The 16,685-nt window shown below is 72.5% G+C and carries 11 protein-coding genes and 1 pseudogene; 5 read left to right on the forward strand and 7 right to left on the reverse strand.

Features of this window, described 5'->3' with window-relative positions; genetic code table 11:
* Positions 1 to 11 precede the first annotated feature (11 nt).
* Positions 12 to 1,046, reverse strand: a complete 1,035-nt coding sequence (locus BDW27_RS01355) for a class I SAM-dependent methyltransferase (protein ID WP_110047885.1) — start codon at positions 1,044 to 1,046, stop codon at positions 12 to 14.
* Between the two features lie 244 nt (positions 1,047 to 1,290).
* Positions 1,291 to 3,363 carry an acyltransferase family protein gene (locus BDW27_RS01360; protein WP_110047886.1) on the reverse strand — a complete coding sequence of 691 codons (2,073 nt, stop codon included), beginning with the start codon at positions 3,361 to 3,363 and terminating at the stop codon, positions 1,291 to 1,293.
* Positions 3,364 to 3,878: 515 nt separating this feature from the next.
* On the opposite strand from BDW27_RS01360, the gene BDW27_RS01365 reads away from it, so the two are divergent.
* A complete protein-coding gene (locus BDW27_RS01365) occupies positions 3,879 to 4,493 on the forward strand; it encodes a superoxide dismutase (protein ID WP_017543865.1) in 615 nt (204 codons plus the stop codon).
* A 99-nt stretch (positions 4,494 to 4,592) separates the two neighbouring features.
* Here the strand turns inward: BDW27_RS01365 and BDW27_RS01370 are convergent, their stop codons facing one another.
* Positions 4,593 to 6,068, reverse strand: a complete 1,476-nt coding sequence (locus BDW27_RS01370; RefSeq protein WP_110047887.1) for a PLP-dependent aminotransferase family protein — start codon at positions 6,066 to 6,068, stop codon at positions 4,593 to 4,595.
* A 189-nt stretch (positions 6,069 to 6,257) separates the two neighbouring features.
* Here BDW27_RS01370 and BDW27_RS01375 point away from each other — a divergent pair, with 189 nt between their 5' ends.
* On the forward strand, positions 6,258 to 6,683 hold the full coding sequence (locus BDW27_RS01375) for a DUF3291 domain-containing protein (protein ID WP_233515584.1): 426 nt from the start codon (positions 6,258 to 6,260) through the stop codon (positions 6,681 to 6,683).
* A 132-nt stretch (positions 6,684 to 6,815) separates the two neighbouring features.
* On the opposite strand, the gene fabI is transcribed toward BDW27_RS01375, so the two are convergent.
* The 3 genes and pseudogenes from fabI to BDW27_RS01390 form a co-directional block, all read right to left on the reverse strand.
* Complete coding sequence (gene fabI, locus BDW27_RS01380) at positions 6,816 to 7,613, reverse strand: enoyl-ACP reductase FabI (RefSeq protein ID WP_017543862.1); 798 nt, start codon at positions 7,611 to 7,613, stop codon at positions 6,816 to 6,818.
* Between the two features lie 173 nt (positions 7,614 to 7,786).
* Complete coding sequence (bioD, locus tag BDW27_RS01385; protein ID WP_110047888.1) at positions 7,787 to 8,491, reverse strand: dethiobiotin synthase; 705 nt, start codon at positions 8,489 to 8,491, stop codon at positions 7,787 to 7,789.
* Positions 8,488 to 9,890 (reverse strand): annotated as a pseudogene (locus BDW27_RS01390) (adenosylmethionine--8-amino-7-oxononanoate transaminase). The gene bioD and the pseudogene BDW27_RS01390 overlap by 4 nt, the downstream one beginning before the upstream one ends.
* A 333-nt stretch (positions 9,891 to 10,223) precedes the next feature.
* On the opposite strand from BDW27_RS01390, the gene BDW27_RS01395 reads away from it, so the two are divergent.
* Together BDW27_RS01395 and BDW27_RS01400 are read left to right on the forward strand one after the other, a co-directional pair.
* Positions 10,224 to 11,477: an 8-amino-7-oxononanoate synthase gene (locus tag BDW27_RS01395; protein WP_110047889.1), complete on the forward strand. Its 1,254-nt coding sequence runs from the start codon at positions 10,224 to 10,226 to the stop codon at positions 11,475 to 11,477.
* A gap of 161 nt (positions 11,478 to 11,638) precedes the next feature.
* On the forward strand, positions 11,639 to 13,021 hold the full coding sequence (locus BDW27_RS01400) for an SGNH/GDSL hydrolase family protein (RefSeq protein WP_110047890.1): 1,383 nt from the start codon (positions 11,639 to 11,641) through the stop codon (positions 13,019 to 13,021).
* Positions 13,022 to 13,123: 102 nt separating this feature from the next.
* Here BDW27_RS01400 and rocD read toward each other — a convergent pair whose 3' ends face one another.
* Complete coding sequence (gene rocD / locus BDW27_RS01405) at positions 13,124 to 14,398, reverse strand: ornithine--oxo-acid transaminase (protein ID WP_110047891.1); 1,275 nt, start codon at positions 14,396 to 14,398, stop codon at positions 13,124 to 13,126.
* Between the two features lie 376 nt (positions 14,399 to 14,774).
* On the opposite strand from rocD, the gene BDW27_RS01410 reads away from it, so the two are divergent.
* Positions 14,775 to 16,475, forward strand: coding sequence for an acyl-CoA synthetase (locus BDW27_RS01410; protein WP_110047892.1), 1,701 nt, complete (start codon positions 14,775 to 14,777; stop codon positions 16,473 to 16,475).
* Positions 16,476 to 16,685 lie beyond the last annotated feature (210 nt).

Genomic DNA, 16,685 nt, shown 5'->3' on the forward strand with positions numbered 1-16,685 from the left:
ACGGTGACGGGTCAGGGGGCCTGACGGGTGAACACGTGGGCACCCTTCTCCGAGGGCTCCTCGGTGCGGCGCAGGCCGAACTCGGCGACCCACCGGTCCCCCAGCGCGCGCTCGTCGGGCCGGTCGGCGTCGTCCAGGACGACCACGGCGTCGTCGGTGCAGTGCGGCAGGAGCGCCGGGACCGCCGGGTACCTGGCCTGTACGCCGGTGGCCTGGGGCGGCCCGTCCACGAACAGCAGGCCGACACGGTCCAGGTCGGTCAGGCGGGAGAGGTCGTACCACAGGGGCTGGGACTCGACCGGACCGTCGGGTTCGGCCCCGGCCAGTTCGGGCTTGATCTCGGTGAGCGGTGCGTGGCGGACCTCCACGACGTCGTCGAGGCCGTGCGCCGCGACCAGGTCCCGGCTGAGCTCCGCGTACCTTTCCTCGTGCTCGATCGCGACCAGGCGGCCGGTTCCCGCTCTTCGCAGCGCGTAGCCGATCCACACGCTGGAGGCGCCGCTGCCGCACTCCACCACGAGTTCGGGGCGTTGGCGGTCGATCAGCCGGACGAGCAGACGCAGCACGTCCGGGGACGCGGCCCAGCCGCGCAGCGCGGGCATGAAGGGTGCGACGTCCAGGTACGCGCGCAGCTCGGACCAGGCGACCTGCTGCTCGTAGTCGTGTCGGCCCTGGACGGTGACGGCCCGCTGGATCTCCCTGCTGGCCCTGGGCAGGGCGTGGTCCTGGATCCGAACCAGGCGCTCGCCCACCCCGTCGAGGGAGCGGGTGATCTCCAGGCGGTCCTGACCGAGTACCTCGGTGACCCTGCGGGTGTGACCGTCGACGGAGGCGGCCAGGGCCCGGATCGAGCGCCGGAGCGTCCACAGGCCCGCGCCGAGCGCGCACACCAGCCCGCCGAGCAGGAGCACGGCGGTGGCGATCACGGCCTCCGCCCAGCTCAGTACGGCCAGGACCCCCAGCACGGACGGAAGGGCGAGCACGGTCAGGCCGAGGACGGCACCGATCGCCAGGAGGGGTTTGGCTCTTCGGCGGAGCGTGCGCAAGGGGGACCTCCACGGGGGTCGCGTGGCAGCGGGAATCGGGGGAGATCCGGGCTTTATCGAGAAAGGCCCGGACACTTTCGACACTAACTCCTCAAAGCGCCCTCGGAGTTGTTCACCGGGGAAATCGAAACCCGAAGGGGAAGCAATTCCCCCGGCGTTCACCAACGCATCATCGTTGTTTCACGTCCGGACACTTCTGCGTCCGCAACGCACGTGAACCCACCTCGCCGTCAGCCCGGCCGGGTCACCAGCCGGTGGCCGCGGCCAGGGCCTCCTCCATCGCCGGACCGAGCGTGCGGGCATAGGTCGCGGTGATGTGTGAGTGGTCCCAGAACACCAGGATGTTGCCGACGACCGCGTTGCAGTGGCCGTCGGGGCACACCTGGTCGGTGAGGTCCATCAGGGTGACGTTGGGCGGCAGCTCGACCAGGGTGGCGGGGTCCACCTCGTCCTGGCTGGCCGAGACCGCCGACACGCACTGGTCGACCGGCCCCGCCTCCACGCACTCCGCTCCCCTGTAGGTCAGCCGGGGCAGGTCCCGCAGACCGATCACCTCGATCCCCAGCCCGTCCAGCCACTCCCACATCTCCAGGAATCCGTCGTGGACCCTCTCCGTGTCCAGTGTGGAACGGGTGGAGGAGGTCAGGACGGCGTCCGGGCCCAACTCCTCCAGCTCGGCCATCGCCTTGGCCTTCCACACCTCGCACTCGTCGAAGACCGCACCGTCACGCTGGTAGGTCTCGGTGCTGAACTGGCAACCGCTCTTGGTGAAGGAGACCAGCCGCCATCCCCGGGCGTCGGCGGCCGCCTGCACGGCCGGGTGCCAGTGGGCGACCCGCGAGGCGCCCACCATGGCGATGGTGCGCTCGGCGTCGGCGGGTCCGGTGTCGCAGACCACCAGCTCCTCCGAGGCGAGGGTGACGTGGCAGCCCTCCTGGTGGTGCCAGGACAGGTCCTGACGGGCGTCCGCCGGGTCGGGCCGGACCGGGACGTCGGCCAGGACCGCGGCCAGGTCGGGATCGGCTACCACCTGGGCCCCGGGGTAACTGCCGGCGGCGGCCAGCTCCTGGGCGCGCTCGGCCCGTTCCCGGTCGATACGGTCGGTCCACAGCAGCGAGGCGGCCAGCACCGGGACGATCAGCGCCGCGGCGATACCCGACGACCACGCGGGGGTGCGTCGGATGACCGGGCGGGTGAAGCGGTCCAGGCCCCCCTCCACGAAGCGGTGGGTCAGCCAGGCCAGGAGCAGGGACGCCCCGAAGACGCCCAGTCCGCCGAGCGGCGTGGCCAGGGAACGCCCGGTGGCCTCCAGGTAGCAGACCAGGACCGGCCAGTGCCACAGGTAGAGGGAGTAGGAGAACCTGCCGAGTACGGTGAGCGGCCCCCAGGTGAGCAGGCGGTCGGCTCCGCGCGGACTGCCGGTGGTCCCGGCGAGGATCACCAGGACGGCGGCGCCGGTCGGCCACAGGGCGACGTAGCCGGGGAAGAGCGTGGGCACCGAGAGGAGCAGCCCGCAGGAGACCAGGGCGGCCAGGCCGAACCACCCCAGGAACACCCGCAGGCGCAGGGGCAGCTTCACGCGGTGGACGACCAGGGCCAGGATCCCGCCCAGGGCCAGTTCCCAGAGGCGGGCGCCCGTGTCGAAGTAGGCCCAGGCCTGGTCGCGGGCGGTGACCGACACCGAGTAGCTCAGGGACAGCGCGAACACCGCCGTGACCAGCGCCAGGATCGTCACACGGAACGGCAGCCGCAGCCGCGTGGCCGCCAACACCGCGAGGGTGACCAGGAGCGGCCACAGCAGGTAGAACTGCCCCTGGATGGACAGCGACCAGAAGTGCTGGACGGGGCTGGGCGCCGCCTCCCTGGCCAGGTAGTCCACCGCCGCGTGGGCCAGGACCCAGTTCTCGTGATAGAGCGCGGCGGCGCGGATCTCGTCGAGGACGTCGCCCCAGCGGGAGCGGGGCAGCCACAGATACGCGGCAGCCATGGTCGCCGCCAGGACCACCGCCATGGCGGGGACGAGGCGCCGGACCAGCCGGGCCCAGAAGGCCGCGAACCTGACGTGTCCCTCCCGTTCGACGCTCCGGACCAGGGAACCGGTGATCAGGAACCCGGTGAGCATCAGGAAGACGTCGACGCCTCCGGAGACCCGGCCGAGCCAGATGTGGTAGACGACCACCAGGAGGACGGCGACCGCGCGCAACCCCTCGATCTCGGGCCGGAACACACCGGCGCGGCCCTTGGCGCGCATGTCGTCGGGAAGGGACGGAAAGGAGGCGGCCCTCGCGGCGAGAGCCTTGGAAATGGACGTGTGCATGAGCGGCGGCGGCCTCGGAGTGCTAGGGAGACTGTGCGCCGAACGAGGCGTCTGAACGGGTTCCGTCACTCGAATTCGGCGCTGCATTTTCGCCGTTCCCGATGCCCGCCCGGTGAATGGAGGGCCAACTCCCGAACAACGTCCTCCGGCACACCCGTCGAGCGGGTCTCGGACAGCCCGGCCAGGTTAGGACGGTCGGATGCCGAACCCCGCCTCCGGCGCATTTCAGGAGGTTCGTGAACAAGCGTGATGGTTTGTGCTTCGGGCGCGCGGGAAGGCTGGGGGAAGGCCTGAGCGGACGGGGGTGCGCCGGGCCCGTGAGCGTCGGCCCGGAGGAGCCCGGGCCGTTCCACGGGACCTTCGGCGGGTAGGCCCCCGGCGGCCGTTTATTCCCGGCACCGAGTGTAAAGAGCCTGACATCGGGTGCTCGGCCGCCTGGCTGATAGCTTGCTGACTAGAGCGATCCCATCGCTGTAAGCCCGAAGATTCGCGTCATTTGGAAAGGTGCGTCAGAGATGTCTGCGCCATACTCGCTTCCCGAACTGCCCTACGACTACGCGGCCCTGGAGCCGTGGATCTCCGGTCAGATCATGGAGCTGCACCACGACAAGCACCACGCCAACTACGTCTCCGGCGCCAACACCGCGCTGGACAAGATGGCGGAAGCCCGTGAGGCCGGCGACTTCGGCACCGTGAACCTGCTCCAGAAGAACCTCGCGTTCAACCTGGGCGGCCACGTCAACCACTCCGTGTTCTGGAAGAACCTCTCCCCCGAGGGCGGCGACAAGCCCGAGGGCGAGCTGGGTGCGGCCATCGACGACCAGTTCGGTTCCTTCGACGCCTTCCGCGCGCACTTCAACGCCGCGGCCACCGGCATCCAGGGCTCGGGCTGGGCGATCCTGGCCTGGGACGCCCTGGGTCAGCGTCTGATCATCGAGCAGCTGTACGACCAGCAGGCCAACATCGCCATCGGCACGCAGCCGCTGCTCATGCTGGACATGTGGGAGCACGCCTTCTACCTCCAGTACAAGAACGTCAAGGGCGAGTACGTCAAGGCGTTCTGGAACGTCGTCAACTGGGCCGACGTCCAGGAGCGCTTCGCCGAGGCCCGCAAGGTCCAGCTGGGCTAGTCACCCGTGTCCGCCGGTCGTCGACCGGTCGGGGTGGGAACGGCGGAGGGCGGCACCGTGAGGTGCCGCCCTCGCTGCTGTCCGGGGCCCTGAGGCAGGTCAGACCACCAGGGCGTCGGGGTGGACCTGCACCGGGCCGTGCCGGTCCAGCTCCCGCCACGAGCGGACCAGGCGCCACACCAGTTCCTCCCGGGTGGCGCGGTCGTAGGCGAAGGGAAGCCGGAAGTACTCGTCGTGGCGGCCGTTCTCCGACGCCGACATCGCCGGTCCGGGCACCAGCTCCACACCGTGGGAGAGCGCGACCTGCGCGAAGGCGCGGGCACTGGTCCCGGGCAGGTGGACCCACAGGGCAGCGCCGCCCTCGGGGGTCCGCCACCGCCAGTCGGGCAGGTCCCTCCGCAGCAGGTGTTCGACGTGGGTCAGCGCCTCGCGGAGCTGGTCGGACCTCTCCTGGGCGAGCTGGGCGTAGCGGTCGACCAGGCGCACGCCGACCGCCTGGTCGAGCAGGGGGCTCGCGAGGTCGGCCAGCACCTTGCGGCGGCTGAGCCGGAGCGCCATCTCGGCGGGGGCGCGCAGCCAGCCCAGGCGGAGACCCGCCCAGCCCACCTTGGACAGGGAGTCGACGGTCACGACCTCCGCCCCGCGCGGGGCGTGGGCCGCCAGCGGCGCCGGCTCGTCGTCGGCCCGCATCCCCGTGTACGCGCTGTCCTCCAGGATCGGCACCCCGTGGCGGGCCGACAGCTCCCCCAGTTCCCGACGGCGGGCCGCGGACATGAGCGTTCCGGTGGGGTTGTGGTACGAGGGCATCACGTAGAGCAGGTGCGGTGAGGTCTCCGCGAAGGCGCGGCGCACCCCGTTGGGGTCGATCCCCTGGTCGTCCAGGGGGACGGGGTGGATCCGGGCGCCTCGGTCCCGGATGAGGTCGAGGCAGCCCGCGAAGCTGGGGTCCTCGGCCACCACCGGGGAACCCTGGCGCAGGTACAGCTGGGCGACCAGGGCGACGGCCTGGTGGGCGCCGGTCGTGACCACGATCTGGTCGGGGTGGGTGGGCAGGCCCTGCCGCTCGTAGTACCGGGCGATCGCCTCGCGCAGGGCGGGGAGCCCGCGCGGGTGGTAGTTGCCCTCGGCCATGAGGGCGGGCAGGTCCTCGGCGGTGACCTCGCGGATGGCCCGTTCGACACCGGCGAGGCCGGGGGTGCGCAGGCACGAGGCGGAGATGAGGTTCTCGTCGGTGTGGAGGAGGTTGCGGTACACGGGGTTGCCGGTGCCGTTGGAGCTCCAGCCGTCCGAGCGGACCGGAGCTCGCGACCCGCACACCCGGGTACCGCTGCCCTGACGGCTCTCCAGGACCCCTTCCGCTCGCAGGTGGTCGTAGGCGGAGACCACGGTGGTGCGGCTGACGCGCAGCGCGGAGGCCAGGCGGCGTTCGGAGGGCAGGCGCTCGCCGGGGACCAGGGTGCCCTGCTCGACCAGTCCGCGCAGGGCGTCGGACAACCGCCGGTGGAGGGCACCGTTCCCGGTGGACCAGGCGCCCAGGGAGTCCACCAGCTCGTCGGTGCGTCGAACAGGGTCCATTTTCGGCTCCATTGGCTCTCCTCGCTCACGCGTCGGACTTCGATACTGGCATCAGTTCCACCGAGTCCACCAGAGCCGGAGTGGACCTCGCTTCCGGGGTCCAGTGAGTCGGGAGGTCCCATGCGCACCCTCTTTCCCACCCGAACCGTCCACCGCGCGGCCGCGCCCAGGAGAGCGCGGAGGCACCGCGTGTCACCAGTTCAGCTCGACCAGGGGGCGGTCCTGGTGGAGTCCCGCACGCTGACCGGCGACCCCCGCCACCTGCCGGTGCTGGTCGCGGCGCTCCGCGCCCTGGCCGAGGACCACTCGGGCCACCTCGGCGAGGTCCACTTCTCCGACGAGGGGACCGCAGTGCGCGTGGTGAACCGCTGGCGCTCCGCCGCCGACCTCCGCTCCTTCGTTGAGCGGGCCCACGACGACCTCCTCGTCCACCGGGCGGCGACCGGTCGCTTCCCCGAGGTGGAGCGGGCCCTGTGGTGGTCCTGCTCCGCCACTGTGATCACGCCGGAGCAGGTCGGGGCGCGCACGGCCCACCTGCGCGCCCACGGCCCCGGACCGAGGGCCTTCACCCTGGGCTCGCCGGTCCCCGCGCCCGAGCCGGACCCACGGGTCTGAGGGTGTCGGATGAGCGGTCGGGCCGGGTGCAGGGCCTTCGGGTCCGCCGAACCACCGACGGAACCGGGCCCGGCCGTCACGGTTGACGGCCGGGCCCGGTGATCCCTCCCGCGCGCCCCTCGTGGCGCGGGATCAGGCCGGGGTGGGGCCCGGGGTCGGAGCGAGCGGGGCGCCCATGGCGTGGTAGCCGCCGTCCACGTGCATGACCGTGCCGGTGACGGCGCGGGCGGCGGGCGACATCAGGAAGAGCGCGGGGCCCGCCACCACGGTGGTGTCCTTGGTGTCCCAGCCCAGCGGGGCGTGGCCCGACCAGGAGTCGGCGATCTGCGAGAAGCCCGGGATGGAACCGCCCGCGAGGGACTTGATCGGACCCGCGGAGATGGTGTTCACGCGGATGCCCTGCGGGCCCAGGTCGCGGGCGAGGTAGCGGGCGGAGTTCTCCAGGACCGCCTTGGCCGACCCCATCCAGTCGTAGACGGGCCAGGCGACGCTGGCGTCGAAGGTCAGGGAGACCACGCCGGCGCCTTCGGGCGCGTTGGCGAGGAGGTCGCGCAGGCCCACGGTGAGGGCGGCCAGCGAGTAGCCGGAGATGTGGATCGCCTTCGACACGTCCTCCCACTCGGTGTTGAGGAAGTTGCCGCCCAGGGCGGTCTCGGGCGCGAAGGCGATGGCGTGGAGCAGGCCGTCCACGTGGTCCCAGTGCTCACCGATCGCCTTGGCCGTGGCGGCGATCTGCGCGGGGTCGGTGACGTCCATGGGCAGGACCGCGACCGGCTCCTTGGGCAGCCGCTTGGCGATGCGCTCGCAGATGGAGAAGGCACGGCCGGGCGGGTTGGTCAGGATCACCTCGTGGCCCTGGTTCATGGCCTCCTCCGCGATCGCGTAGGCGATGGAGGACTGCGTGGTGATGCCGGTGATGAGCAGGTTCAAGGGGTCCCCTGGAAGGCGGTGTTCGGGCTGGCAGTGGCAACGTATCGGCGCGCGGCGGGGTGCGTCTGCCGTGGAACGGCACAAAGAATCGGCCGCGGCCTTGAAGGGGTCCGCCAGTGGAGGCGGCGGCGGGGCGGCTGTGGAGGCCACGCCGCACCGGTCCGCGCCGGGTCTCAGCGCCGCTCCGGCGGGGACCATGTACCGCCGAGCCCCACGCCCAGGGATCGCCGGGCCACCGTGGTGAACGTGCCCGGGGCCAGGCCGCCCATGCCGGAGGGCAGGACTCCGGAGAGCGGTCCGGCCCCCATGTCGGGCAGGTCTGTGAGGTTGCAGCGCATGGCCAGGTCCGGATCGCGGGGCCAGGACCCCACCACGACCCCGGCGGGGACGAGTCCGCGCGAGCGCAGGGCCTCGGCGGTCAGTGCGGTCGCGTTGAGCGTGCCCAGCCGGGGGTCGGCGACCAGCAGCACCGGGGCCGCCAGGAGTTCGGCCACGTCGGCCAGGGTCTCCCTGTCCTTGTTCAACCGGACCAGGAGCCCTCCGGCGCCCTCCACCAGCACGAGGTCGTGGCCGCGCGCGAGGTCGAGGGCGCGGTCAGCCACCTCCCAGGCGGCCGGGCCCACCCCTCCCACGCGGGAGGCCGCCGTGGCGGGGGCGAGCGGTTCGGAGAAGCGGACCGTCTCGGCGGTCGTCGCCCCGGGGACCAGCCGCGCGACAGTGCGGGCGTCACCCTCCTCGTCGGGTCCCACTCCGGTCTGGGCGGCCTTGAGCACCGCCACGCGGCGCCCCCGGGCCACCGCCAGCGCCGCGACGGCCGCCGTGGCCACGGTCTTGCCCACCTCGGTGCCGGTGCCGGTCACCACGAGAACGGAGGTCACCGGTCCCCCTCCGTGTCAGTGCCCCGACCTCGCGCCCCCGACCTCTCGGAGCGCCCCTCTCCTTCGGTGCCCGCGTCCTCCCGCCCCAGTGAGGCCTCGGCCGCGGCGACCATCCCGGCGGCGATGCCCGCGACCTCCTCCTCCGTGCACACGTAGGGCGGCATGGCGTACACGTGCCGGCGGAAGGGTCGCAGCCACACCCCGGCCGAGACCGCCGCGCGGGTGGCCTCGCGCACGCGCACCGGCCGGTCCAGTTCCACCACACCGATCGCGCCGAGCACCCGCACCTCCCGCACACCCGGCAGGCGCTCGGCCGGGGCCAGCCCCTCGCGGAGCCCGGCCCCGATCCGCGCCACGTCGCCCCGCCAGTCGCCCTCGGTGAGTAGTTCCACCGAGGCCAGCGCGGTGGCACAGGCCAGCGGGTTGCCCATGAACGTCGGCCCGTGCGCGAGCACCGGGACCTCTCCCCTGGCGATCCCCCGCGCCACCCGCCCGGTGCACAGGGTGGCGGCCAGGGTCATGTACCCGCCGGTGAGCGCCTTGCCCACGCACATGACGTCGGGGACCACCCCGGCGTGGTCGGCGGCGAACATCTCCCCGGTGCGCCCGAACCCGGTGGCGATCTCGTCGAACACGAGCAGCAGACCGTGCGCGTCCGCGATCCGACGCAGTTCCCGCAAGTAGGCCGGATGGTGGAAGCGCATACCGCCCGCTCCCTGGACGACGGGCTCGACGATGATCGCGGCCAGTTCCCCGGCGTGCTCCCGGGCCAGGTCCTCGAACCCGGCGACGTAGTGGGGGTCGGGCGGGGCATCGAACCCGGCGGGCGGCTCGGGAGCGTGCACCTGACCGGGCAGGACGTCGCCCCACAGCGAGTGCATTCCGCCGTCGGGGTCGCACACGCTCATGGCGTGGAAGGTGTCGCCGTGGTAGCCGCCCCGCCAGGTGAGGAACCGGCGGCGGCCGGGTGAACCGGTGGACCGGTGGTACTGGAGACACATCTTCATGGCGACCTCCACCGACACCGAACCGGAGTCGGCGAGGAAGACGTGGTCGAGGCCCTCGGGGGTGATCCGTACGAGCGCCTCGGCCAGCGCGGCGGCGGCGCGTGGGTGAGACCGCCGAACATCACGTGGCTGAACCGGTCCACCTGGGCGTGCACCGCGGCGTCCAGCCGCGGGTGGCGGTAGCCGTGGATGGACGACCACCAGGACGCCATGCCGTCGACGACGCGGTGGCGGCGGCCGTCCGACCACAGGTCCAGGTGGACGCCCCGGGCGCCGGTCACCACGTAGGGCGTCTCGGCGGCGGGCACGGTCGTGTACGGGTGCCACAGGTGCGCGCTGTCGGCGGCTCGGACCCCGGCGGGGTGGACCGTCTCGGTGCTGGTTCGCGACATGGTGACCCATTGTTACGCCCGCGTGGGGACTGGCGCCCCGTACGAGTGAGCCAGGAATCCCCACCGAATCTTTGTGGGCTTTCACCGGTGACCGAGGAGCCGCGAACCGGCAGAGTCGTAGACGCCTCCCTGGCACCGCAAGGGACGGGTCGCCCCAGCGTGCTTGGCCGCCGCTGGGTCGACCCGCCAGGGCGCGCTCTCCGGCCCGGCACTCCGGGCACTTACCTCGTGCGCAAGGCTTCTCCTTCGCCCTGTGTCCTCCCCCGCCCCCTCCCGCACGGAGCCGCACCAGCCACCGCACCCACCACCCATACCCGAGGAGCTCTCCTCCGCATGGAACGCCTCGACACCGCCACCCGCCCCACGCGCCGCCCCTGGACCCTGCGCGCCACCACTCCGCGTCCGGCCCCGGCCCCACTGCCCACGGGCCACCCCCTGGCCTGGTTGGACCGTGCCGCCGAGCGCCGCGCCCGAGCCGGGCTCACCCGTCGGACGGTGCCCCGCTCCTCCTCGGACGACCTGCTGGACCTCGCGGGCAACGACTACCTCGGGCTCATGCGGCACCCCGCCGTGCTGGCGGCCGCGGCCGACGCCGTCCACGCGTGGGGCGCGGGGGCCGGGGGTTCGCGTCTGGTCACCGGCGACACCGAACTCCACTCGGAGCTGGAACGCGAGCTGGCCGAGTTCCACGGGACGGAGGCCGCACTGGTGTTCTCCTCCGGGTACGCGGCCAACCTCGCGATGGTGGCGTCGCTGGTGGCCCCGGCCGCCGACGACGTCGAGCCGCCGCTGGTGGTGTGCGACCAGTACAACCACGCCTCCCTCATCGACGCCACCCGGCTGGCCCGGGCGGCGGGGGCCCGCGTCGCGGTCTTCCGCCACCGCGACACCGACCACGCCGCCGAACTCCTCTCCGGGGGCCGGGGGCGGCGCCTGCTGCTCAGCGACACCGTGTTCTCCGTGGACGGGGACCTCACCGACGTCACCGCCCTGGCGCAGACGGCGCGCGGTCACCAGGCGGCGCTGCTGCTGGACGACGCCCACGGGCTGGGGGTGCTCGGCCCGGGTGGACGCGGCGCCGTGGGCGGGACGGCGCTGGGCGCGGCCGACGACGTCGTGGTGTCGGTGACCCTGTCCAAGTCACTCGGCGCCCAGGGCGGCGCGGTCCTGGGTTCTCGACGCGTGATCCGTCACCTGGTGGAGACGGCGCGGACCTTCGTGTTCGACACCGGTCTGGCCCCCGCCTCGGTGGGAGCGGCGCTGGCGGCCCTGCGCGTGCTGCGAGCCGAGCCCTGGCGGGCCGGGACCGTGCGGGCCCGTGCCCGTGAACTGGCCGAGGGCCTGCGCGAACGCGGGTTGGAGGTGAGTCAGCCGGACGCGGCCGTGGTGTCGGTGCTGGCCCGGTCCCCACAGGAGGCGCTGGCCTGGCGGGCGGCCTGCCACGAGGCGGGTGTGCGGGTGGGCTGCTTCCGTCCGCCTTCGGTCCCGGACGGCCGGTCCCGGCTGCGTCTGACCGCCCGCGCCACCCTGGACAAGACCGGTATCCGCCGTGTTCTCGACGTCATCGAGACAAACCGCCCCGGGTAGTCTGGCCTGTGGATCAGGTGTGTCGGCCGAGCGCACCCCACTCGCCCCGCGACTCTGGGAGGCGGTAGTAGATCGTGTCAGCGCGTGATGGTGACCCCCGGGAGCCCCGGGAACCGGAGGGCCCGGCGGACCCCGCGAGGACTCCCTCCCACGGCGATCCCGTGACCGGTCCCGAGTCGAACAGGCCCGAGGTGAACGGTCCCGCGGCCGAGCCCGAGACGGCTCGTCCCGCGGCCGAGCCGGGGTCGAACGAGCCCGAGACGAACGGTCCCGCGACCGAGCCGGGGTCGACCGCGTCGGGGGCGACCGAGAGCGAGGAGAGCGGCCGGTACCGCCGACGCCGTCGTCGCCGCCGCGTCACCCTGGTCACCGTGTCCGTCCTGGTCCTGACCCTGGTGGCGGTCCTGGCCGTGCCCACCAGCCGCGACGCTCTCATGCGCCTGTGGTGCGACACCACGAGCGGCGTGTGCCCCGGCGAGCCCCTGCCTCCCATCACCGAGGACGAGGAGGAGGACTGGCGGGTCCGGTTGGAACCCGACGAGGCCGCGCTCTGGGGTAACTACGTCTCCCTGGGCGACTCCTACTCGTCGGGTGACGGCGCCGGAGAGTACGAGGAGGGCACGGCCGAACCCGGTGAGTGCTGGCGCTCCGAGCACGCCTACCCCAGGGTCATCGAGGAGGAGTTCTCCTTCGACGGCGCGCTGGGCTTCTACGCGTGCAGCAGTCACAAGGGCTCCGACATGCTCAGCCAGGTCGGCACCCCCGACTCACAGCTCGAGCGCGTCACCGAACACACCTCGCTGGTCACGGTCGGGATCGGCGGCAACGACCTCGGTTTCATCCCCGTCCTGCGCACGTGCATCATGCGGATGCCGCTGCTGGAGCGGACCGCCTGCACGGACCAGGAGGACGAGGTCATCGAGCGGATGGACGCGTTCGAGGAGACCCTCACCGAGGTGCTCGGCGAGATCCGCGACCGCGCCCCGGACGCCCGCGTGCTGGTCCTGGGCTATCCCCGGCTCTTCCCGGAGCAGCCGCCGGGCATGTACTACACGCTCTCCCAGAGCGACCAGCTGTGGCTGAACTCGGTGGCCCAGCGGTTCAACGACCGGATCAGGGACACCGCCTACCAGGTGGACGGCGACGTCTACGGGTCCCGGCAGGTGGGCAGCGTCGAGTTCGTCAACGTCTTCACCGCGTTGACGGGGCACGAGGTCAGCGAGGACGACGCCTGGCTGAACGGGATCGTCCTCGGCCAGCTGGGTGAGGGCCTGCGCGTGGACCGGGCGAGCTTCCACCCCACCGCCCAGGGCCAGCGCTCCATCGCCGAGCGCGTGCGGCTCCAGATCGAGGAGGGGCCCGAACGCGTGCTGTACGCCTCCCGGGAGACCCTGGACAGGGTCGACGCCGACGTCCTGCACACCGAACTCGGCGGCCCCCTGGACCCGGTCAACGTCGTTCCCGACACCGACGAGGCCGACGCGGACGACGGCGCGGACGAGAGCGACGGGAACGGCGCCGCCGAGGCCGGCGCCGGTTCCTGACACCCGGCCGACGGTGGCCGAACGCGGCGGTGCCCCGGCCCGGAACGTTCCGGGCCGGGGCACCGCCGTTCCACCCTCACGCGTGTGGGGGAACGGCCGCTGCTACCGCTGCTCCGCCCTGAGCTCGGCGAGGACCTCACCGAACCGGTCCAGACCCCAGTTGAGGTCGTCCTCGCTGATCACCAGCGGCGGGGACATCCGCACCGTCGAACCGTGGGTGTCCTTCACCAGCACTCCGTGTTCGGCGAGCCTCTTGCACAGTTCCTTGCCCGAGGCCAGCGCGGGGTCGACGTCCACCCCCGCCCACAGGCCGATGCTGCGCGCCGACACCACCCCGTTGCCGACGAACCCCTCCAGCCTGCGGCGGAGCACCTCGCCCAGCTTCCTGGCGTTCTCCAGGTAGGGGCCCTCGGTCAGCATCCGGACGACCGTCCGGCCCACCGCCCCGGCGAGCGGGTTCCCACCGAAGGTGCTCCCGTGCTGCCCGGGCTGGATGACGCCGAGGACGTCCTCGTCCGCGACCATCGCCGACACCGGCAGGACTCCGCCGCCCAGCGCCTTGCCGAACAGGTACGCGTCCGGGACGACCCCGGTGTGCTCGCAGGCCCGGATCGTGCCCGTGCGCCCGAGCCCCGACTGCACCTCGTCGGCGATGAACAGCACCCGGTTCGCGTCGCAGATCTCACGGATGCGGGGCAGGTAGTCGGCGGGCGGCACGATCACGCCCGCCTCGCCCTGCACCGGTTCGATGAGCACCGCGACCGTGGTCTCGTCGATGGCGTCCTCGACGGCCCGGGCGTCCCCGTAGGCCACTGAGCGGAAGCCCGGCGTGTAGGGGCCGAAACCCGTCTTCGCCTCGGAGTCGGAGGAGAAGGAGATGATCGTGGTGGTACGGCCGTGGAAGTTGGCCCCGGCCACGACGATGGTCGCCTGGTTCTCCGGGACGCCCTTGACCTCGTAGCCCCACTTGCGGGCCACCTTGATGCCGGTCTCCACCGCCTCGGCACCGGTGTTCATCGGCAGGACCTTCTCCTTGCCGGCCATGTCGGCGAGGGCGCTCACCCACGGGCCGAACTGGTCGTTGTAGAAGGCCCGGCTGGTCAGCGTCACCCGGTCGAGCTGGGCGTGCGCCGCCGCCAGGAGGTCCGGGTTGTGGTGGCCGAAGTTCATGGCCGAGTATCCGGCCAGGCAGTCGAGGTAACGCCTGCCCTCCACGTCCGTCACCCAGGCGCCTCGGCCCTCGGCGATCACGACGGGCAGGGGTGAGTAGTTGTGTGCGGACCTCGTCTGTGCGAGTTCGATGTGGTCCGCGCTGGAGAGTCCCTGTCCGCCGGGGTTTCCGGCGGAGTCCTGCTGTCCCAGATTCTGGGTGGTCATCTAAGCCGCTCCGATCACCATCGACCGATGTCAGACAGTAGATACCCACCGTGGGGCCCTGTAGAGCCCCATGGCGGGATCTCCAAGAGTTGAGCAGATGATCCGGTGAGCCCACAAGGGGTGGCGAAGATCACCGGCCGGCGCCCGGGCCCGAAACCCCGGGGCCTCCCGGGTCGGGACCCCCACTGAGCGGGAGCGGCCCGGCGGGGTCCGCTTCGGGGGTGACCGGGGACGGTTACGCAGGTGACGCGGTACACAGCCCCCACGGCGATCGGGCGACGCCCCGACGGGTACGTTCGCTCGTAACCAGCCACAGCCGCCGCGAGCGCCCCGCGCCGAGGACGGCCGTTCACGAACGTCAGGGAGGTCATCAGACGTGCCCCAACACGCGTCCCCGGACAGCCCCTTCTCCCTTGCCAACCTCATGGCGGCGGTGACCGACGCCGTCCCGGACCGGATCGCGCTGGTCGCCGGACCCCGCCGCCTCACCTACCGCGCCCTGCTCGACCGTTCCACCCGGCTGGCCCGGCACCTGGTCACCACCGGTGTGCGCCCCGGGGAGAACGTCGCGATCCTGTCATTCAACCGCGCGGAGTGGGTGGAGTCGTTCCTGGGCGTGCTGCGCGCGGGCGCGGTGCCGGTGAACGTCAACTACCGGTACGTGGCGGGCGAGCTCCGGCACGTGCTCTCGGACTCGCACGCGGTGGCCCTGATCGCCGAGGACTCCCTGGCCACGACGGTGTCGGCGGTCCGCTCCGACCTGCCGCGCCTGCGGCACGTGCTCCTGCTGGAGGACGGCACGGAGCGCGACGCGTCGCTGGACGGCGCGGACTACGAGGAGTCGCTCGCGGCGCACGGCCCCGACTCCGGGCACGGCGCGGTTGAGCTGCCCGGGACCAGCGGTGACGACCACTACCTGCTGTACACCGGGGGCACCACCGGCTACCCCAAGGGCGTCCTGTGGCGCCAGGCGGACGTGTTCCGCGCCGCCGTGGAGCGGCGCGAACCGGGCGCCCCCCGTGCGGGGACCCCCCGGGACGTGGCCGAACGCGCCGCGCGCTGCTTCCCACTGCGCATGCTCGTGCTGGGTCCGCTCATGCACGCGGCCGGGCAGTGGAACGCGCTGAGCATGCTGCTGTGCGGCAAGAGCGTGGTGCTGTCCACGGACCGCAGTTTCCGCGCGGACCGCGTGCTGGAACTGGCGCACCGCGAGGGCGTGCACGCCGTCCAGCTGGTGGGTGACGCGATGGCCCGCCCGCTGGCCAGACACCTGCTCACCGAGCCGGACCTGTGTCCCGACCTCACCTCGGTGCGCTCCGGCGGAACCCCGCTCACCCCCTCGGTGCGCGGGCTGTGGCGGGCCTGGCGCGAGGACGTCGCCCTGGCCGACGCCTACGGCGGATCGGAGACGGGCGTGTGCGGTTCGGCCACCGCCCCCGACGAGCACACGAGCGTGGCGGACTCCACCGACCGGCGCAGCTTCACCATGGGCGGGAGCATCGCCGTGCTCGACGGGGCCCTGCGGCCGCTCCCTCCCGGGTCGGTCGAGGTCGGCCGGATCGCCAGGACCGGCCGGATCCCGCTGGGCTACTACAACGATCCGATCGCCACCGCGCGCACGTTCCCCACGGACGGTGAGGGGCGTCGCTGGGCGCTGTCGGGTGACTACGGCACGCGGGCCGGGGACGGTTCCATCGTGCTGCTGGGCAGGGGCAGCGTGGTGATCAACACCGCCGGTGAGAAGGTCTACCCCGAGGAGGTGGAGGCCGTACTGAAGGCGCACCCCTCGGTGGAGGACGTGATCGTGGTGCCCGCCCCGGACGAGCGGCTCGGGCAGCGGGTGACGGCGCTGGTGTCCCTGGCCTCCGGTTCCTCTCCGGACGAGGGTGCGCTGCGGGCGCACTGCCGGGTGCGTCTGGCGGGGTTCAAGGTGCCCCGGACGGTGCACTTCGTGGACCGCGTGCGGCGCACGGCGGTGGGCAAACAGGACTACCGCTGGGCCGCGTCGGTGGCCGGTGAGGACCCGCCCGCGCCCGCCGTTCCGACCTCGCCGCTGTCCGGTTCGCTCCGGAACTGAACCCGGGCTCGGCGGTCCTTTCGTCACGATCTGTTTTCGGGCCAAGGACCTTGCGGGCTGATACCTGGCCAAAACCCCGATTCTCGGGGCGCTCGGACGCCTTCACCCCGTCCGGCGCCGCTAGAATTGGCGCAGCCCGGCCCGGGGCCTGACGGCGCTCCTCCCCCATCGCACGGCCCGGGCGGCAAACATCCGCGCGGCCGGAGCATC

It is taken from the genome of Nocardiopsis sp. L17-MgMaSL7, from assembly GCF_003182025.1.
Taxonomy (GTDB): domain Bacteria; phylum Actinomycetota; class Actinomycetes; order Streptosporangiales; family Streptosporangiaceae; genus Nocardiopsis; species Nocardiopsis prasina.